Raw genomic sequence first — 17811 nt, forward strand, 5'->3', positions numbered from 1 at the left:
CATGCGTATTTGCATCGCCACGATGCATATTCGCACGCGGATCGCCGCCGCGCGCGTGAACCTCGCGCGCGGCGTCGCACTGGGCCCGGGCGTCGGCAAGCGAGATCTCGGGCCAGGTGCCGAACGTCAGCAGCTGCTCGCGCCCGTCGACGCGGAAGCGCCAGCGGAACGAGCGCCGCCCGTTCGGCGCAACAAACAGGTGCAGACCGCGCTCGTCGGCGATCTTGTAGGCGGCCGCGCGCGGCCGCGCGGCCTTAACGGCGGCGTTTGTGAGCATGTGGGGCTCCAGGATCAAAAGGCGATCAAGAAAGGGGAGCGCGGATTTCCGCGGATTTTCGGTCATCCGCGGCGTTCGCGCGAATTAGCGATCAAACAAGATTTTCGTCCGGTATCTCTATCTGCTCGCCGCCCGGGCCCGGCCGGCAGAGAATAGCTGGCCCCGCCATCTCGGCGGAGAAACCCTCCGCCCGGGCCACGGAAAACCGCCAATCTCCGCGGGTCGGTACCCGCAATGTCCGTGTCCGGTACCCATCTGACCGCTATCAGTCGAGATTGTGTAATCGATACACATAAACGCTTGCGCCCGGGTCTGCATTGTGTAGTGATTACACATCGGGAGACGGTGATGCGAAGCGGCGAAATCATCAAGATGCTGGTCAAGGACGGGTGGACCGAGGTCCGCCAGACCGGCAGCCATAAGCAGTTCCGCCACCCGACGAAGCCCGGCACCGTGACGGTTCCTCATCCCAAGGCGGAGATGGCGATCGGCACGATAAAGAGCATCGAGAGACAAAGCGGAGTGCGCCTCCGCTGATGCGATCCTTCGGACACGCGATGCGCGCCCGACAGGCGGAACGAAAGGAACGAAGATGGCCACCGTCCACTATCCCGCAATCATCGAGCGCGCCGGTCAAGGTTACAGCGTGTTCTTCCCTGACCTCCCCGGCTGCACGTCGGCAGGGGGAACCATCCAAGACGCTGCGCTGGGCGCGGAAGAGGCCTTGAGCGGGCACTTGGCTGTCTCCGCGGAAGAGGGAGATGCGATCCCCGCGCCGTCCGACCTGGACACGATCGAGCACGATCCGGAGGTTGATGAGGTGGCGCGTCTGCTGGTCCGTGGGGAGCGCCCCGGCCGGGCGGTTCGGGTGCAGGTCTCGATCGACGAGGGCTTGCTCGCTAGGATCGACAGGATTGCGAAGAACCGATCCGGCTTCCTAGCGGAAGCGGCGCGCGCCAAACTTGCGGCCATGGCCTGAAGTAAGGCGGAGGCGCCCTCCGCCCGGGCCGTCGGCGAGAACGGGTATGATACCCGTTCTCGCATATTCGGTACCTAAGTCGCGTCGACCCTCAGCTGGCGCCGAGCAGCTTCAGAAGCGCGGCACCGATCGCGACGAGCGGCGTCTTCTTGATCGAGGACAGAACCTCCTCGATGACCAGACCGGCGAAGTTCTCGGCGTCCGTCACAGCAGCGGAGAAGCCGCCGCGTGCAGCCTCGGAGACGACGACCTGGCCGACCGCGGTCGCTGCGTCGGCCTTCTTTTCGGGACCGGTCTTACCGGTCGATTCGGCGAGGTCGATCGCGACGCGAGCCGCGGCTCCGATCGGGTTGCCGGCCTGGGCGGCAAGGGTCACCGCCGTGGTGAGGCCCGACGCAGCAGCCGCGCCGACGTCGTGGCCAAGTTGGGAGAGCGCCGCGACGCGCGCGGTCGTGAGAAGATGCAGTCCGAACATGATGTTCTCCTTTGTGAACGAGGGATAGCTTTCGCGTTCAGCCGACCGCGGTCCGTGCGCTGCTACGAGCGTGCGGATGCGACGACTGATCGGATGGGTGATGCGCTGGTATGCGCGGTTCAGGCGGGCGGCAGCAGCGCAGGCGCGTACAGAGCGCGGACCCAGCGCCAGTGCGCGGCTCGGGCGCGAAACGCCGCCCAACCGGCAGCACCAACCGCGGCCCCGAAGCCGACGATCTGCTCGGCGATAGGAGCGACGGCGCTGGTCGCGACGTCCTGGTCGACCCAGCCGCGATGCGCGAGGTAGCTGCCGGCGATCGTGATGCCATGACGGACGATAGCACCGGCGATCGCGCGCCAAGCGGACGATGCGGGCGAAGGGCTATCGGTCATGCCGGCAACCCCGTCAGGCACTGCGCCCGCTCGCGCTGCCGGCGTGCCGCGAGGCCAGCGACCGCGACGACCTGGCCGCCGATCCGCGCCTTATCCCACGGCAGGAACAGGTCGCATCCGCCGCGCCAGTCGCCGCGGTTGAAGTGGATCGCCGCACCCGAGTGGCAGAAGCCTGAGATGCCGATGTTATGCGCGAGGCGGGTCGAGGCCGCCCACTGGTAAGGCCGGACGCGCAAACCGGGGACGCAGGCCGCGACGCCCAGCTGCTCGCGCCGGACGTCGGTCGCCAGCAGCGCGTCGCACTGGGCGTCCGTGCGCATCGTGCCGACCTTGGCCGACCGGTCCGCGTGGCCATAGCAATAGGTCGGTACCTTCGCGATATCGAGATAGGTCCGGTTCGCCTTGCCTTCGTCGGGCTTTATGCCGCTCGTCGCCAGCGAAAGCACGAGCGCGCCGATCGCCGCGAGCCTTATTGCCCCGCCAATAGCCGGCGCGCGCGACGATGCGGCCGCGCCCGGTCGGGGCGGCTGTTCGATTGCCATCGATGTTCTCCTTTTCAGGCGGGTGTGATCAGCGGCAGGACGGCTGTCACTGCGACCTGCGCGCCGGCCTGCGCACCCTTTTCCGCTGCGATCTCCCCGCGCTGGCGAGTCCGCATTTCTTCGATATGCTGGACGGCTTGGTTGACCTTCTCTGGCGCGGTCTTGAGCAGCAGCAACAGCGCATCCAGGCATTGGTCACTATTATTGACCCGGTGGCGCATGATCTTCATCTCGGCCTCGTGCCGAGCCCGCTCGGCCTCGCGTAGCGCGGCTTGCGCGGTCGCATCGGCTTCCAGCTTGCGGACGCGCTCCATGAGATCGTCCCGCAATTTGCCCTCCGCGTTCTGCTCGAGCTCGCGCATTTTCGGCCGCTGCTTGATCCACGCCACCAGCGCACCGCCGACGAGCAGGTTGAGCAGGCCGACCCCGACGGTGGTCCACGACCAGCCGCCCTGCGCGGCGATGTGAAGCGGGTTAGCCGTCATGGCGCTGGTACCAGATCGAGAACCCGGCCAGCACCAGAGCGAGGATCGCGGCGCTCGCATGGGACAGCGCCGGGTTCACGCGAAACAGGAAAGACTCGCGGTTGACCGCCAATAGCCCCGCCACCGCCCAGATCGCGTCCAGCGAACGGCCCTTTCCGCAAATCACACGCCAGGCCGCCGGGATCATGCATAGGATGCACAGCCCCCACATCCACGGATCGACGGTCCGCCACGTCGCATCATCGACCAGCATGGCGAGCGCGGTCACGATGCCATTCCCAGCACCCCCGCGAGAAGCAGCGCCAGTCGGCGCCACCCGAAACGATTGGGGTGCAGGCCGTCCATGTAGAAGTTCCCCTGGTTGATCGCCTTATTCGTCGCTCCGCCAACGCTCGCTGGGCCAGGGAACGCAACCTCCAGCGTCATGTCCCAGTCGAGCGCCATCGAGTCCGCGACCAGCACGCCATTGCGCGCAGCGGCTTCGCGGACCGCATTGGCCTTGCGCGCCAAGTCTGCCGGCGTGCCCCATGAGGCATCGGCAGAGCGCTGCTGCGGGGCATCCGTGAAGAACACCAGTAGCGGCAGCGTCACCGCGTCGATCTTGGCGTTCTTCTGATCCTCGGTCTCGCTACCCGTAAGGCCGGCGCGTGCGCGGACATTGCGATAGTGCGCCTGTATCTTGCGCATCTGGTGGTCGACAGCCTGGATGAAGCTGGTGCCGGCATAGTCGGCGGTGATATCGGTCGGCGTGACTACCGCCTCGCCGCCGATGCCATTTACGCTGGCCGCCGAGAAGGTGCCGACTGTCCCGGCGGCACCGCTGTCATTGCCGCCCGGCAGGACGGTGATGAGCTCAGGCGTCGGCGTGAACGCGAAGATCGCACCCAGTTCGGCGTCGCTGGCGTTCTGCGCCACCGTATGACCCGAGAAGCCGCCGGTGTGGACATTGCAGCCCAGCGCCGCCGCCATCTCGTCGGCGTTGAAGGTGTAATCGGTCGACGAGCGGCTATCGCCGTGCATGTAGACCCAGTCCGAGGGCACCAGGAACGGTGCTTTGGCGGCGGGCGCGGTGTAGCTGAAGAAGGATTGTCCCGCTTTCGGCTTGCAGAGCTGCATCGTCGTTGCGGCGTCCGGGACGGCGACCTGCCCGCTGAGTCTCGAGCCGGGAACACCCGACAGGTAGCTGCCGTCGGCAGCGTAGAAGCTGACCGGATTCATGTTCGCCGCGCCGCTCGGTAGGCTGAAGCGGACGATGCGTGGTGTCGTGACCGCCAGTTTGGGGCTGTTCAGCCAATTCACGTCGGCGTTGGCCGAAGTGCCGTCGTTGGCTATGTAGCCCTTGGTCGTGGCGAGCCCGGCTAAGTTTCCTGCGTAATCCTCGGGGGTCAGGGTCGTGGCCGGAGGATTTATGCGAATGATCGGCGCGGTGGCCGTTCCGTAGCAAATGTGCATCGAGGCGGAGTTGGGTGGCGGCGTCACTGTATCGGCGACGACACCATGAGTGGCCGACGATACGCCCGATATAAAAGTGCCGTCCTGTGCATAGAACGAAAGCACGTTCATTCCCGGATCGGCGAAGAGGTTGGAATAGCTGATCGTCACGCCCGCGCCGAGCGCAAGAGTCGCGGGGGAGTGCAGCCACACCGTGTCGATGTTACCCGTGGTGCCGTCGGTGGCGACATAGCCGGGGGCGGTCGCCGCGCCGGCGATGTTGCCGAGCGCCGCCCCGAGCGCTTGAGCTGCAGCCGTCGTGACGAGCGTGCGATCGTCGCCGGTGAGGCCAGGACCGCGCAGGCCAGGCACGCTCGCGCTGATTAGCTGATTGGCGAGGGTCATACGAGGGTCACTCCCGGCGAGAGATTGAAGGAGCCGCTCGACAGGATCTCGGAGATCCCGTCGGCGTAGGTGATGCGGATGTCGAAAACTAAGGTGAGTGGGTCGCCTGCCTCGGGCGGGGGCGGCATGTTCGCCCAGGTGCCAGCGGCCGGATCGGCAGGATCGCCGGGATCGACGCGCGGCGACAGCGTCAGCAATCGAACCTCGTCAGGGCCGCCAGGCGTGCCGCTGGCCAGCGTATCCGTGAAAGGAACGGGATTAAGCGTCAGCAGCGCATCGCCTGGCGCGCCGCCGTAGAGGCGCAGTTGCATCGCGATGTGGCCCCCGGTCAGCGGTAGTTGGGCTCCCGTGTAGATGAAGACGAGCGGGGGTGCCCATGTCGCGTTGCGCGACGCGGTGAGCGTCTGGAATACTGGCATGGCGTGCTCCGGTTAGGGGCGTGTCAGGAGGACGGCGCGCCGTCCTTCGTCTTTAGCTGATCGCGGATGTCGTCGATCTGCGACTGGAGGTCGGCAGCATCCACACTGGTGGCGACGCCTCCGATCGCGCCGGAGGTGACCGGCTGGAGGACCAGTCGGTTGCCGGTAACGCCGCGCACGCGGTAGCTCACCGCGGCCTCGTACTGAGCGCCGGGCGGCACGGTGATGACGGCGCTGGTCGTGCTGGGCTGCATCACGCCTGCCGCGATCCACGTCTCGGTGCCGACGACCCGATATTCGAAAATCACCGCCTCGGCCGAGCTGTTGCCTACCGCTCCCGTCAGGATCAGCGACGGGATCGCGTCGGTGCCGGCGGAGAGCGTCCAGTCGGCCGCGTCGGGCGCGGTGACGGCGGTGCTGTAGGCCAGCGCGACGATCGGCGGTGCCTGCCCCGTCTGGCCGAGCGCGTAGCCGTGCTTCGCGTCCGTCTCGCCGCGCGCGGTATAGGTGACGACGCCCGATTGCGCCTCGATCGCGCGGCCGGTGATCATAACCTTGATCGAAAAACCGTCTTCGGGGCTGAACGTGACGCAATCACCGACCTTGTAGTTCAGCCACCACGGCTTGAGCGGGATCGATCCCGGCCCGGCCTCGCGCGCATCGCAGATGTCGTAGGCGGCGAGCTGTGCGACCTGGTTGACGTCCTGGACGAGCGGATAGGCTATCTCTTTCGTTCGCTCGTCGCCATCGAGCGCGACATAGGCCGCAACCGAAACTTCGGACGCCGACACCATTTCCCAATCATGTTCTTCCGACCGGTACTGCGGGATGATCCCGTTGATCCGCGCGCGGCGCGGCTGGGTCGCGCTGAAGGTGCATTTGCCGACGATATCCGACCGCGTGATCGTCGCGAGGCTCACGCGTGGCGCGCGATTGATCGCGGTGATGACCCCGCCGATCAGCGCCGGCTGCGCGCCGCCCGCCTGCAGCATCGACTTCAGACTATTCCAGAGCGTGTCCGGGCGGGTGACGACTTGACCCCCGAGCGTCCATCCCCGCGCATCGTTGAGATTGGCACCCTCCACGAAGCTGGCGACGTCGACCGCGGTGACTGCTCCACCCGGGACGGGATTGCCCGCACCGATGCCGGCCACGCGAACCCCGTTCTGATAGCGACCCATCGCCCAGGTCAGCCCATGCAGGTGCGGGTTCTCCGACCAGACATAGGTTGCCTCGTCGAACGCCCGGCATGGCCCGTTCCCACCGGGATACGTGCTGTCCAGGCGGGGGTCGTATACCTTTACCCAATGGCCGATCCAGCCGGGGGCCGGCTCGGTCGTCAGGCCATTCGTCGTTCGGGTGTCGTATTTGAACGTCAGGAAGGTCGCAGCGAGGCCCGACAGCTTGTGCTGAGCGGTCCAGCCTGGCGCGGCCCCGACACGGGGCTGCATGGCTGCGACCTCGGGGCATTGGCCAGCCTGCCAGCTCTGCCATATCTGCCCCGAATAGGTCCCGTTCGCGTTGCCGTTGTTCGCGCCATCGGCGTCGAACGTCACCGTCGTCTTGTTCATGAACGTAGTGTCGAGTGACTGGATCGGGCCGAGCGACAGCACCGTCACGAAATTCTCATAGGTGTTTTCGCCGCCCGATCCACGACGATACACAATGTTCCCGCCTACCAGCGTCCGCCCCATCGCATAGGGGATGCCGGCATAGGGGTCGGGCTTCCATTTGATCTGGTTTCCGCCCTGACTGGGCTTCGGCAGAATCAAACTCGCGATACCCGCAATGTCGTACAGGGCCGCGCCAGCAATTAAACCCGTAAATGCCGTAGCCGCCACACCACTTAGGCCGATCGCGCCGGCCACGCCGCCAAGCGCGCCCAAGGTCGCGCCTAGGGAGAAGTCCAGCGCAAGGCCCAAACCGGTGAAGGCCAGCGCCGCAGCGCCCACGACGATCGCGGCAATCTTGAGCACCTTCACCGGGGATTCGCCCGCCAGGCCGCCACCATCTGGAGCGGCTGCATGACGACGACGCCGTCAGCATAGTCGTCATGCCATCCAGCCACACGTCCGTTGCCCATCGCGACGACCAGCGCGCCGAGATCGTGCTCGGCCGGCATCAGGATCACGTCGCCGACGATCGTCGCCGCGGGCGTGATGCGGGCGAGGCCCATCGCGTCGAGCGCATCGCCGATCGTCGCGTGCCCAGCCTCACGCAATGCCTTCAGCGCCGAGTTGACGCTGCGATACGATCCCTTGGGTGGCAGCTTCACCTTGTAGCCAAGCAACCGAAGATGGGCGGCGACCATCCGCACGCAATCGCTTTCGCCGAGACGCATGGGACGCTTTGACCAAAGGTCGAGCGTGCGCTGTGCGGCATCGCGCCTGACGACGAGCGCGTGCGGTTCGCCCTCAGGTTCGACCATTGGTGCTGTTCCCGTAGGTGGGGATGTTCGTGCGCGTCTCGATCGCCGTCGTGTCGAGCTTCTGGCCCCACGGGACCCACGTCTCGACATCGGTCACGAAGGCCATGCCCAGCTCGCCCGGCCAGACCTTCTGGTGGAACGCGTCCGATAGTCGGCGACCTTCCTCCGTCGTGAACAGTCGCTCCGCTACGCTGGTCACCTTGTAATCGATCCGGCGATCGTTCGCGTCCCAGTTGACGGTTGGCACGTCCAGTTCGCCGGTGAACAGCACGTAGGGCGCACTGACCGCAGTACCTGCCGCAATGTCGATGCAGCCCATTGCGATCGTGACCGCCGAGCCTTGCACCGACGGGTCGAGCAGCTGCGCGAGCGCAGTGTTGCCGGCCGGAATCAGGCCAAGCGTGACCGCCGGTGCCTGGTCGCCCATCGTATCGGCGAGACCCTTGATCGTGTCGAGCACGCCATAGGTGGGGTCCCGACCGACGAAGAGACGGTTGCCAACCATGAGTTGGCCTGCGCCGTCCAATAGCAATAAGTCGTAGCCGGGCAGAGCAATTTCGACCGATCCGAACAGCAGGGGACGATCGCCGCGAAGCGCAGCGGCGAGGGCTGGTGGCAGTTCGGACACTGGTTAGGCCGGAACGACGCCCGCGAATGCGAAGGCGCACCCGGTGATGAACGCGGCCAGCGCGGCGAACGCGGCGAAGATGCCGATGATCTCGCTACGATCGCCCGCCCGATGCGGTGATTTGAAGTCGTGCGTCTCGGGGACGTCATGCGCCCGCTGTTGGGCGTTCCATGCCTGAAATTGGCTCGACTGATAGTAGAGCCCCTGGGCGAAGAACGCTGCGAAATTCGCCAACAGTGTGCAGCACATGCCAGCGGCGAACAGGACGAAGGAATCCCATAGGGTCTGCGTGTGAACATGCAGGGATGCCTTGCTGCCAATCAGTGTGAACAGCGCGACGAGGGCGCCGCCGTTAATGAGCATCAGGCTCTGAAGTGCACGATCGACGAGCGCGAGCTGCCGCTGCTGAAACTGGGCAGCTTCGGCGGTGAGGGCTTCATAGTCGAGCCGGGCGATCGCGCGGGCAGCGTCATTTGCATCGGCCATCATTCATCCTCCGATATGGTGATCGTGCCGAAGTCGCTCCATGGCGCTGTCTGGCGCGACCATTTGGGCGGCTGACCCGACAGGCTACCTTGGATCATCGGCCGCGCGAACTCGCACACATCGCCATCGGCCGGGATGATACGGAGCATCGGGAAGATGGCCAGCGTGAGTGTTCCGTCGACCGACAGGCCCTGCGTCGCAACGAAGTGCAGATAGCGCCGGCCGCCATGGACGATGCTGAAGGCCTGCCCGATCTTCGCCGCGTAGCCGGTAGTGAAGCCTCGGATTGCCAGCAGCGAACCGGATTGCCCGGCCCCAGCCACCACCGGCGCGCCGGGCGCTCCTACCTTGAACCCATCCTGCCCGAACGGCAGCAGAGCGCCGTAGAGCTTCGCCAGCCGTAGCAGCGCCGCCCACTGTCGCCCGAGCGGCTCAGTCGGCATGGTCGGGATCGTGAACTCCAGCGCGTGGCGCGTGCCGAGCCGCATTAGGGTCTGCACCGCGCCGCCGTTAACCGGGGACAGCGGACCGCCCCAGTCGAGCATGGTAACACCGTCGGTCTGCAGGCCGGGGTTGCTCGGTAGCAAGATCGGTCCGGCGATGGGATCGGTCATGGGATCGCCGCCATCTGCCGATCGGCCAGATCCTGTTGCGCTTGCGCCGCGCCGCCGACCATCGCGGCCTGCGCGAGCGGTGCAGCAAGCCGCGTAACGTGGGTGTCGAACAATTCGGACTTATCGACCTGGACGTAGATCACCTGCGGCGCAGCCGACGCCCGGGCGAACGATCCCATCGACGGCATCCGGATGTTGGGGACAAGCCCCCCGTCCGCGAAATGCGGGAGGCTGTCCGAGTTGATCGCCTCGACCAAATGGCGGTGCCGCGATGCCGCGGCCGCGTTGATCACATATTCGCCTGCCGACAGCATCGCGGGCACCTTGTCATCGCGCGGACCGCCAGCGCCGAACACGTTGCCGCCGCCGGCCAGGTGGAGGACATTCGGCACCGATCCACCATCTGCGAACCCCAGCACGCTCAGGATCACCTTCTCCGCGCCGATCTTCAGGAGATCACCGATGATCGAGGCGGCCATGTCGTGGAAGGCGCTGGTGAGCGTCTTCGTGCCTTCGACGACCCCGACGAAGCCGTCCTGCAGCCCCTTCAGACCGTCGACCTGAACGCTCTGCAGGGAATCGTTCAGGGCATCGGTGCTGCCCACCGCGCTGACCAACTGCTGCCGGTACGAATCGAGCGGGCTCTGGTTCTGCTGCCGCACGATGTCCTGATTACGGCCCGATTGCGCCTTGATCTGGCCGATCGTGGTCTGCGCGTTCGTGGCCGCCTCGGAATTGGGCGTGCTCTTGTTGTCGTCGATGATCCGCTGCTGCTCGGCGATCGCCTGCTGTTCCTGGTAGGCGAGAAGCCGAAGCTCGATCGCGACCCGCTGCTGACGGGTCGTGGTGAGGCGATCGTCCAGTTGCAGCAGCGCGACCGCGCCCTGAACCTGTAGCGCTTCGCGCGCCGCTGCTTCGTCGATCAACCGGGCCTGGTACTTGCGTCGGGCCAGTTCCTCCTGGTCGGCCTCCGTCAGATCGATCAGATTCTTGAGGTGATCGCCCTTGGCCTTCGTAATCTTGCCTTCGGCGACCTGGTTATCGATTTCCTTGTCTTTCGCGTCGGCCGAGATCTGGAGCGCCTCAAGTTCGGCGTTCAACTGAGAGCGCGCGGTGTCGAGTAGCGCCGCTTCGGCCTTCTCATAATCGTTGTGCGTGCGCGCCAGCTCGGCGGTATACGCGGAATCCTCGCGCAACGCCTTCTGCCGAGCGGCTTCGGCCTCGCGGTCGAGCTGATCCTGCGACTTGCCCTTTTTCGGCTTCGTGGTGTCCGGATTGCTGACGCCGGCACGTTTACTGCCACGGCCGCCTTTGGCTTTTGGCTTTCCAGCCACCGCGATGGCGTGCGACATAAGAGACAACTGCTTTTGCAGTTCTGCGCGCGCGGGTTCGAGATTGACCGACGGCGTCGGGCTGCCCACGCCATCTCGCATAAATGTTTCGGTCGGGCGGTATGTACGAGCCGCGTGGTAAGCTTCGCGAGCCTCACTTAGCCGGGATCGCCGAACCCCAAGGTCGGTGCTTTCATCATCTTGTTCTGTTTTTAGATGTTCGCCGTAAAGGTACCCCGCCGCTGCGCCGACGGCTGCCCCGTAGGGGCCGCCGACCCGTGCACCGGCAAGACCGCCGAGAATTGCAAGCGCCCTTTCTGGGTGGCCCGCAAGAAACTGGGCAACGCCACCCGCGGCTTTGACGAGGGATTCCGCGACTTGGGCGATCGCACCTGCATTTTGAGCGACTGCCGATGCCATTTGCGCGTCTAGGATCAGCTTCAGAGCAGCCATCTTGTGATTTACGTCTTCGGCGTGCTCAATAAGTTCGGGGCCCAGGACAATGCCGAGCCGTTCGGCGGCCGCGCCCAGCGCGGCGAACCCCGCCCCCCCTCCGGAAAGGACTGGAATGAGAGCAGCTGCGCCACGTCCGAATAGGCTGAGCGTTGCAGCAGTCTTCTGAGCAGGGTTGTCAATCTTCGAAATGGCGTCCGCGGTGTCATTGAACACTGCCTCGACTGAGCGAACCTTCCCTTTAGCGTCGAGCACCCCTACGCCCAATTCATTGAACCGCTTTACGAGGCCAGCATTACCGTTCGCCGCCTCACCGACACTGCGGCTAAACTTGATCAATGAGGTATCCGTTACCTCAATTGAAGCACCCGACTGGCTCGCGGCAAATCGAAACTTCTGAAGGAAATCTGTTGAAACGCCGACCTGTGTGGCCATGAACTGGATGTTGCCAGCGAACTCCAGCGCCTGCTTGCCCTTTTCGATCAGGCTTTCACCGACCAGGAATGCGAAAGCCCCCTCTCCAATCAGCTTGAGACGCTCAAGAGGACCTTCCAGCTTCTCGATCGATTTACCGAACACCTCGAACCGCGCGTCGCTGTCTGCAAGGTGCTTCTGGGTCTGGTTCGTAAAATCCTCGACGGCCCGTTCAGCCGCTGATAGGTTAGACCGTAAGAGCTCGGTGTTAGCCTGGATCGTGAGGAGCAACGCCCGGGCGTCCTGATCGGCCATCCTCGATTCTCCGGAGATAGTTATGGAAAGCGTTTTGCTGCGAGCATTGGGCTTCATGCTCTTCATCGGCGGTGTTGCGACTACGCTGGCATTGTCGACCAGCGCTGAACGCCTTATGACAGCGCCCGCACCGGATTTTTCGACAGCAATCGCGAACGCGGTCTCCGCACTGGGTCAAAGCAGTCACGCGCAACTGGCGCTTGCTTTGACCCTTGCTGGAGCGATTTTCTATGGGGCTGGTGCCATCGTTTCCGCGGTCGACCGACTGAAAGGTGTCAGCTTGGACAGTTGATCGCCCGCCACTGCTCGAGCGCCGCGAAGAACTCCGCCGGCGTAGCGTCATAGAACTCGGTCGGCCGCCACCCGAGGCAAGCAGCGGCCAGCCCCATCAGCCGCCGGCGGCCGGCATCTTCCGCTTCCGGGCGGTTGCCGAGGGTTTGATTTCCGGCACCGGTGCCGCCTTTGCCACCGGTGCCCGGACTTCCCCCGACGATGTGATCCCGCCGGTCGCCGCCATATAGAGCATCAATCGCAGGCGCTCGCACAGCACGAGCGGCCCGCCGGGCGAGTCCATGATCATGCCCGCGGTGCGGTCGATATCGAACCCCTGCGCCGACATGATGCCCTTCGCACGCCCCCAGGCGGCAACGCACTCGACGACGATCGTCGCCATCGACCGGGTGTCCAGCGCCTTCGCCGCGGCCTGCCCAGCCAGCACGAGCAACGACCGACCCGTACCCTTCTCGAATGCCTGAATGGCGTCCCATGAAGGCCGCATCGAGAACGTGCCGCCGGCGAGTTCGATGTCGAACTCGCCACGCTCTTCGTTCGCGAGCATCACTTCAGCGCGTCGACGGTCGGAGCGGCAGCGAGGGCGAGCTGCGCCTTGCACTGCACCTTCTCGGCTTGCGTCAGTGCCGTGCTCGTAATGGAGCCGTACATGACAGCGGAGAAGATCGCATCTGCTTCAACGCCCGCCAAGCCATTCTTTCGGATTTCGATCGCGAAAGGCGTCCGCGGAACGGCGTTGCAGTTCGTTTCGAACTGCGTGTAGCCGGTCGGGTCGGGCAGCGTCGGCAGGATGTCGAGGTCGATGGTGAGATCGATCAGGCCATAGGCGTTGGTGCCGTAACCCTGCGTCGTCTTCGACGACGTCGCTATCTTGTTCTGCGACCGGTTGATCGTGGCGGTGCCCTGACCCTGGATGACGGCGTAGACGGGCGGAGCCGCACCGATCGCCGAGACCCACAGTAGGTAGTTGTCGCCGAGTAGAACCGTGCTGGTCATGGTCGTTCTCCGTTATGCGTCTTGAGCGATGATGGCGAAGATGCTCGACCCGACGTAAGTCGCGCCGTCGTCGAGCAACGGGGTGTTCTGGTTGAGAGCGACCGGGTTCGAGAGGCTGGCCCCGTCGGCCGCGATCGGCTGGTCGTGCAGCGCGGCGCGGACCTGTTCCTGATATCCGCGGACGATCAGCTTCGACGTCGACTGCATGCAGACGTGGATGCTGACCTCGTGGCGCTCGACCCGATGCGTCTTCGATCCGATCTGCGTGACGTTGTCGTCGCCGAGCAGGATGAACGGGAAGACCGCCTGATCCTGCTCGTTCATGGGCACTTCGGACACGACAGGCGGCAACCCGTCGATCGCGGTCAGCGCGGCGTAGATGGCGAGCTGGCATGCGCCGGCGAGATCAGTCATTGCCGGCTCCCTGCGACGCTTCGGTCAGGATGTTGTCGAGCAGCGCGCGGTATCCCGGCAGCGAGCCGTCCAGGAACTTCACCTTCACCCGGTTCAGCACGTAGAGGCCGGGCAACGCGCTGATTTTCATCGTCGCGCCGGCGCGCGGCCCGCGCCTGATAGGCACCGTCTTCGCTTTGCGGCCGACGTTCAGGATATGGCCGTAAAACAGGACATCCCGCTTCGCGATCTGGCCCACTTTCAGGTTCAGGGTGGTGGGCGTGACCTTGTATTTGATGCTGTCGCGCAGCGCCCCCGCGGTACGGTTCGGCCGCGGCGACGCCAGCACCGGGAGCTGCGACTGCATGACGCCGACCAGTACCGGGCCGGCATCGTTTAGGAACCCGATCAGCCGCTTGTTCGCGGTATCCGGCAGTGCTTTGATTAGGCGTTTGAAGCTGGCCGCGCCTTTGATGGTCGATCGGCTCATGCTGGCTCCGGAGAGCCACTTTCCGCCATCATCTGGAGCGCCTCACGCGTTCCGTCCGGATCTGAGCAGGTGCGGATGTTCAGCGGCTGGCCGTTCCACACCATACGATTACGCGGGGTCACTCCAGCCCGATATCGGATGAGCACCTTGTAGAATTGGGTGTTGCGAGCAACGCCTTGGGCGAAGGCTTCGCCGCCACTTGACGGGGTAACCTGTGCCCACACAGTCGCAACGTCGTTCCAGGCCTTGGTCTTTCCCCCGCCAGCGTTCAGGGTCTCGCTGACTTCCTGGATGGTGACGCGCTGGCGCAGATCGCCCGGACGAAGGGGCATCAGACGCGCACCAGACGCGAGCTTTGCAGCAACTCGCGAACCCCGAACGGTATCTCGATTGCTGCGGCGCGCAGCCCAACTTCGGAGGCGGCACGATTGCTGTAAAGGTGGCTGATCAGCAGCTGCATCGCCTGTTTCACGGTCTGTGGGACATCTGCCGGGGTCGCGTAGCCGGCCTGAACGTCGATTTCGACCGGCAACGTCGGCAGCGACCAAGCGGTCGAGCCGTAGCGTGCCGTGCCAAGTCCCCAGCCGACCGCCGTCGGGAGCAACCGCACCGGCCGGCGAACGAAGCTCGTTGCCCACGATCCGGTCGCCATCGGCGTCAGGACGCCGCTGAGCGGGTAGCGGATCGCGCTGACGCCGGTCACCGGCCACGAGTCCAGGTCGACCCACCGCCCCAGCTGCGGCACCGTCTCCGTCACCGTCCGCGGCGTCAGCACCAGGCCAGTGTAGCCCTCGACGTGTATCCGCGCAGCGGTGATCAGCCCTTCGATCAGCGTGTCTTCGTCGGTGTCGTCGACGCGAAGGTTGAGCTTCACCTCGTCAAGCGTCAGCGGCTCCAGGTCGGCGAGCGGCGTCGGTGGCAGAACCGTCCCGCTGTCCGTCGGGATGACGCCGAGCGCGATCAGGGTTGCGAGCATTACCGATGGCTCCCATAGCGATAGTCATCGGGCTGCGAGCGGGGGCCGATCAGCGCGGCGAGGATGCGGCGGATCATGCGGCCATCGCCTGAACGCAGGACCAGTTATAGGCTCCGATGTCGGCATATAGGCCCCTGTTCGGGTGAACCGTCTGATCGGCCGTTCTTGGTCCGATCACCGACCAGTCGCCGAATTTGGTAAGCTGATCCCAGAACGCGACATTGTTCGAAGCGGCCCAGCTAGCCAGCGCATCCCGGTAGTTACCCTGCGCGGCTGCGGTCGAGAACGTGGCAGGATTAGCCGCGGTGGTCCAGTAGACAGCAGCGTCGCCGCTTAGTCTCGCGGTATTTACGATCGTCTGTACGTTGGCAATGAACGTTGCAATCGGAACTCCCTGTGAACAGTCATTCGTGCCCACGGCGATTAGCGTCAGGTCCGGAGCATCGAAGGCCAGCGCGTCGTTGTTGTACCAGTGATTTCCAGAACTCTCCGCAGCCTGATCGCTGGACAGCGAGCCATTGGAAGCGTGGACCAGCATGTCGATGGCAGGGGTGGCGCTGTTGTATCCCGTGATCGAGCGGAGCAGCGCATTGGTTCCCGGCGTCACCGAAAGCCCGGTCGTGCCGAGGCCGCCCACCACGGTGATCCTGGTGAAGCCGCTGCTCGAACTCGGTGCCGTTACCGTGTTGCCCGATATGGTCGCACCGGGCGCGGTGATCGATGTCGGCGCTGCGCCGTTGACGCTGAACGTGAACGCTCCGCCGACATTGTAGACGTCCACAATGAAGGTGTTCGCGCCAACGTCTGGCGTAAATACCAAAGGGCCAAAGCCCGTACCGTTGAGGTAGTTTGCGCCAGCGAATGGGAAGCTGTTCGGGCTCGTGGTTGATCCGGCTGCCGTCCAGACCCCGCTCGGGAACGAGATTCGCGGGTCATAGATTGATAGAGTGGTGTAGGGCGTGACGTTGTTGTCACCGACCATGCTGTCATCGAAGCACGGATAACCCGCGGCAGTTGCGAGCCCGGCCAGCACAGCCGCCGGCCGGTAGGGTCGGGCATTTACGAGCTGGGACGCGACGCTGCTACTCGTCCCGTTGGCGGTTATCGCGCCACCGCATCCGACTTCTAGGCTCGTGCCCTTCACCAGGATCAACCCGCGGCCGGTGCCGGCCTTGACTCGGGCCAGCATCGCTTTGAGCTTGGGGTTGGTTGAGCCGTTGAGAGCGAAGGCAAGAGGAGGCGGCGCTAAGATGCGCGCAGCTCGCCGCACAGCGACCTGCGATGGTGACAGCCCCAGCCCGAGCATCAGGAGATCGCCACGATACCGGTTGCCGTCGTGCCGGTGGTCATGACGAACCGCGCGCGGATCGGGACGATCTGGCCGGCGACCACCGCGAACGTCGCCTGAACTCCATCGCCGCCCTTCACCACCAGGTTGCCGGCACCGCCGATGAACAGCGCCTTCGGAACCGTCGCCAGTGCGACCGTGTCGCTGGTCGCGATCCCTGCGAAGTTGTCGGCCGGCGCGCTGGCCTTGACGCTCGCGTCGGACGCCGCCCCTGTGGGGAGGGCGAGCGGCGCGGTCAGCAGCGCCTGGATCGCGGTCAGCAGCGCGTTACCCGCCGTCTGCGACGCGAGCGTGGCGGCGCCCGTCGGTAGCGGCGAGATCGGCGAGATGTTTCCGGATGCAGGCGCGGCCGCCAGTTTCAGCCCCGTGGAGCTGTTGACCCAGAAGTTGCCGATGACGACACCGCTGCCCGGGTCGGTCGTCACAATATGGTCGAGATAATCGCCGACCGAATAGCCGGCCGCGGCCGCCGTGGCGACGAACGCCGACTTGTCGAGGAGGACCGTCGCGCCGGCCGCGGGGCGTTGGCCGACCCCGGGGGCTGCGCTCGCATTACCCGACGTGTCGGTCCAGCTGATCGCGCCGGCGTTGTCAACGCGGACGAAGAACGTACCGGTATCGTCGGTGAACAGCGTCTCGACCCGCGCGGTGCCGAGCTTGGTCAGGATCGCCTGCAACGTGGCGTCAGTCGCGGCCCCGGCCGGCAGGCCGACCGTCAGCGCCGCGGCGAGCAGCGCGCGGATGGATTCGGCCTTCGCATCGGTCGCAGCGCCGGCCGGCAGCGGCAGGGCAAGTGCAGAGATCGGCTGCGTGGTCGACGCGACGAGGGCGCCGACGTCCGTACCCGCCGGAATGGGTGTCGTTACCATATCGGACGTCTCGCTTCAGGAGGATCGACGCCGGCCAAGGGGGCGGGCCGGCGTCGAAGGGGTCAGGCCTTGGTTTCTGCCGAGGTCGCGATGGTCTTCTGATCGGCCAGCATCTTCGCGGCGGCGTCCCGGCCGGTCAGCGTCGGATCGTTGAAGTCGATCCGGTTCTGCTGCACGGTCGTGTTCTTCCGAGGGTCGTTGTCGACTGCGGGATGATCCGGATCGACGTCGGGGACGATCTGGACGGGCGCGCCGCTCGTGCTGAACGTGGTGGCGGGCGCGATCTTCGCGGCACCGGAGGTGTCGAGGTCCGCGACGATCGAGGCGTTCGCGGCGATATCGCTGGTGGTATCGGCCATGGTGATGATGCTCCT

General features: G+C 65.2%; 26 protein-coding genes and 1 pseudogene. 3 read left to right on the plus strand and 24 right to left on the minus strand.

The features are described from left to right. Positions 1-88 precede the first annotated feature (88 nt). A pseudogene (locus HUU99_RS15590) lies at positions 89-343 on the minus strand (Arm DNA-binding domain-containing protein); the annotation flags it as partial. A 282-nt stretch (positions 344-625) separates the two neighbouring features. Between HUU99_RS15590 and HUU99_RS10910 the strand changes: the two are divergent. Then, a complete protein-coding gene (locus HUU99_RS10910; protein WP_174286615.1) occupies positions 626-814 on the plus strand; it encodes a type II toxin-antitoxin system HicA family toxin in 189 nt (62 codons plus the stop codon). Positions 815-869: 55 nt separating this feature from the next. After that, complete coding sequence (locus HUU99_RS10915) at positions 870-1256, plus strand: type II toxin-antitoxin system HicB family antitoxin (protein ID WP_174286616.1); 387 nt, start codon at positions 870-872, stop codon at positions 1254-1256. Between the two features lie 91 nt (positions 1257-1347). On the opposite strand, the gene HUU99_RS10920 is transcribed toward HUU99_RS10915, so the two are convergent. The 13 genes from HUU99_RS10920 to HUU99_RS10980 all read right to left on the minus strand — a co-directional run bounded on the left by HUU99_RS10920 (position 1348) and on the right by HUU99_RS10980 (position 12074). Continuing rightward, complete coding sequence (locus tag HUU99_RS10920) at positions 1348-1731, minus strand: hypothetical protein (RefSeq protein ID WP_174286617.1); 384 nt, start codon at positions 1729-1731, stop codon at positions 1348-1350. A 119-nt stretch (positions 1732-1850) separates the two neighbouring features. Beyond that, complete coding sequence (locus HUU99_RS10925; protein WP_174286618.1) at positions 1851-2123, minus strand: Pam3-gp28 family putative phage holin; 273 nt, start codon at positions 2121-2123, stop codon at positions 1851-1853. Continuing rightward, positions 2120-2665, minus strand: coding sequence for a glycoside hydrolase family protein (locus tag HUU99_RS10930; RefSeq protein ID WP_174286619.1), 546 nt, complete (start codon positions 2663-2665; stop codon positions 2120-2122). The genes HUU99_RS10925 and HUU99_RS10930 overlap by 4 nt, the downstream gene beginning before the upstream one ends. A gap of 14 nt (positions 2666-2679) precedes the next feature. Further along, positions 2680-3150, minus strand: a complete 471-nt coding sequence (locus HUU99_RS10935) for a hypothetical protein (RefSeq protein WP_174286620.1) — start codon at positions 3148-3150, stop codon at positions 2680-2682. Next, complete coding sequence (locus HUU99_RS10940; RefSeq protein WP_174286621.1) at positions 3140-3418, minus strand: hypothetical protein; 279 nt, start codon at positions 3416-3418, stop codon at positions 3140-3142. The genes HUU99_RS10935 and HUU99_RS10940 overlap by 11 nt, the downstream gene beginning before the upstream one ends. After that, complete coding sequence (locus HUU99_RS10945; protein ID WP_174286622.1) at positions 3415-4986, minus strand: GDSL-type esterase/lipase family protein; 1572 nt, start codon at positions 4984-4986, stop codon at positions 3415-3417. The genes HUU99_RS10940 and HUU99_RS10945 overlap by 4 nt, the downstream gene beginning before the upstream one ends. Then, positions 4983-5405, minus strand: coding sequence for a hypothetical protein (locus tag HUU99_RS10950; protein ID WP_174286623.1), 423 nt, complete (start codon positions 5403-5405; stop codon positions 4983-4985). Before HUU99_RS10950 ends, HUU99_RS10945 begins: the two co-directional genes overlap by 4 nt. 23 nt (positions 5406-5428) lie before the next feature. Further along, a complete protein-coding gene (locus tag HUU99_RS10955) occupies positions 5429-7387 on the minus strand; it encodes a hypothetical protein (RefSeq protein ID WP_174286624.1) in 1959 nt (652 codons plus the stop codon). After that, the gene (locus tag HUU99_RS10960) at positions 7384-7833 is read right to left on the minus strand and encodes a DUF6950 family protein (protein ID WP_174286625.1); all 450 of its coding nucleotides are present in this window, start codon (positions 7831-7833) and stop codon (positions 7384-7386) included. The genes HUU99_RS10955 and HUU99_RS10960 overlap by 4 nt, the downstream gene beginning before the upstream one ends. Continuing rightward, positions 7820-8461, minus strand: coding sequence for a hypothetical protein (locus HUU99_RS10965; RefSeq protein WP_174286626.1), 642 nt, complete (start codon positions 8459-8461; stop codon positions 7820-7822). Before HUU99_RS10965 ends, HUU99_RS10960 begins: the two co-directional genes overlap by 14 nt. Positions 8462-8464: 3 nt before the next feature. Further along, positions 8465-8947, minus strand: a complete 483-nt coding sequence (locus HUU99_RS10970) for a hypothetical protein (RefSeq protein ID WP_174286627.1) — start codon at positions 8945-8947, stop codon at positions 8465-8467. After that, a complete protein-coding gene (locus HUU99_RS10975) occupies positions 8947-9561 on the minus strand; it encodes a hypothetical protein (RefSeq protein WP_174286628.1) in 615 nt (204 codons plus the stop codon). The genes HUU99_RS10970 and HUU99_RS10975 overlap by 1 nt, the downstream gene beginning before the upstream one ends. Further along, positions 9558-12074 (minus strand): hypothetical protein, encoded by a 2517-nt coding sequence (locus tag HUU99_RS10980; protein ID WP_174286629.1) that lies wholly within the window; start codon positions 12072-12074, stop codon positions 9558-9560. Before HUU99_RS10980 ends, HUU99_RS10975 begins: the two co-directional genes overlap by 4 nt. 22 nt (positions 12075-12096) lie before the next feature. On the opposite strand from HUU99_RS10980, the gene HUU99_RS10985 reads away from it, so the two are divergent. Next, the gene (locus HUU99_RS10985) at positions 12097-12366 is read left to right on the plus strand and encodes a hypothetical protein (protein WP_174286630.1); all 270 of its coding nucleotides are present in this window, start codon (positions 12097-12099) and stop codon (positions 12364-12366) included. Here HUU99_RS10985 and HUU99_RS15825 read toward each other — a convergent pair. From HUU99_RS15825 to HUU99_RS11035, 10 genes are all read right to left on the minus strand, one after another. After that, positions 12350-12463 carry a phage tail assembly chaperone gene (locus HUU99_RS15825; protein WP_174286631.1) on the minus strand — a complete coding sequence of 38 codons (114 nt, stop codon included), beginning with the start codon at positions 12461-12463 and terminating at the stop codon, positions 12350-12352. The two genes, HUU99_RS10985 and HUU99_RS15825, sit on opposite strands and share 17 nt — an antisense overlap. Further along, positions 12463-12912 carry a hypothetical protein gene (locus tag HUU99_RS10995; protein ID WP_174286632.1) on the minus strand — a complete coding sequence of 150 codons (450 nt, stop codon included), beginning with the start codon at positions 12910-12912 and terminating at the stop codon, positions 12463-12465. Before HUU99_RS10995 ends, HUU99_RS15825 begins: the two co-directional genes overlap by 1 nt. Further along, complete coding sequence (locus HUU99_RS11000; protein ID WP_174286633.1) at positions 12912-13361, minus strand: hypothetical protein; 450 nt, start codon at positions 13359-13361, stop codon at positions 12912-12914. The genes HUU99_RS10995 and HUU99_RS11000 overlap by 1 nt, the downstream gene beginning before the upstream one ends. Before the next feature lie 12 nt (positions 13362-13373). Next, positions 13374-13775, minus strand: coding sequence for a tail completion protein gp17 (gp17, locus tag HUU99_RS11005; protein WP_174286634.1), 402 nt, complete (start codon positions 13773-13775; stop codon positions 13374-13376). Further along, positions 13768-14244 carry an HK97 gp10 family phage protein gene (locus HUU99_RS11010; RefSeq protein ID WP_174286635.1) on the minus strand — a complete coding sequence of 159 codons (477 nt, stop codon included), beginning with the start codon at positions 14242-14244 and terminating at the stop codon, positions 13768-13770. Before HUU99_RS11010 ends, gp17 begins: the two co-directional genes overlap by 8 nt. Beyond that, on the minus strand, positions 14241-14576 hold the full coding sequence (locus HUU99_RS11015) for a phage head closure protein (protein WP_174286636.1): 336 nt from the start codon (positions 14574-14576) through the stop codon (positions 14241-14243). The genes HUU99_RS11010 and HUU99_RS11015 overlap by 4 nt, the downstream gene beginning before the upstream one ends. Then, complete coding sequence (locus HUU99_RS11020; RefSeq protein ID WP_174286637.1) at positions 14576-15220, minus strand: head-tail connector protein; 645 nt, start codon at positions 15218-15220, stop codon at positions 14576-14578. The genes HUU99_RS11015 and HUU99_RS11020 overlap by 1 nt, the downstream gene beginning before the upstream one ends. A 73-nt stretch (positions 15221-15293) precedes the next feature. Further along, entirely contained in the window at positions 15294-16526 is a 1233-nt protein-coding gene (locus tag HUU99_RS11025) for an SGNH/GDSL hydrolase family protein (protein ID WP_174286638.1), read from the minus strand. Then, positions 16526-17437 carry a spike base protein, RCAP_Rcc01079 family gene (locus HUU99_RS11030; protein WP_174286639.1) on the minus strand — a complete coding sequence of 304 codons (912 nt, stop codon included), beginning with the start codon at positions 17435-17437 and terminating at the stop codon, positions 16526-16528. Before HUU99_RS11030 ends, HUU99_RS11025 begins: the two co-directional genes overlap by 1 nt. Positions 17438-17499: 62 nt before the next feature. Beyond that, positions 17500-17796 (minus strand): hypothetical protein, encoded by a 297-nt coding sequence (locus HUU99_RS11035; protein ID WP_174286640.1) that lies wholly within the window; start codon positions 17794-17796, stop codon positions 17500-17502. Positions 17797-17811 lie beyond the last annotated feature (15 nt).

Source organism: Sphingomonas bacterium (genome assembly GCF_903642285.1).
Classification (GTDB): Bacteria; Pseudomonadota; Alphaproteobacteria; order Sphingomonadales; family Sphingomonadaceae; genus Sphingomonas.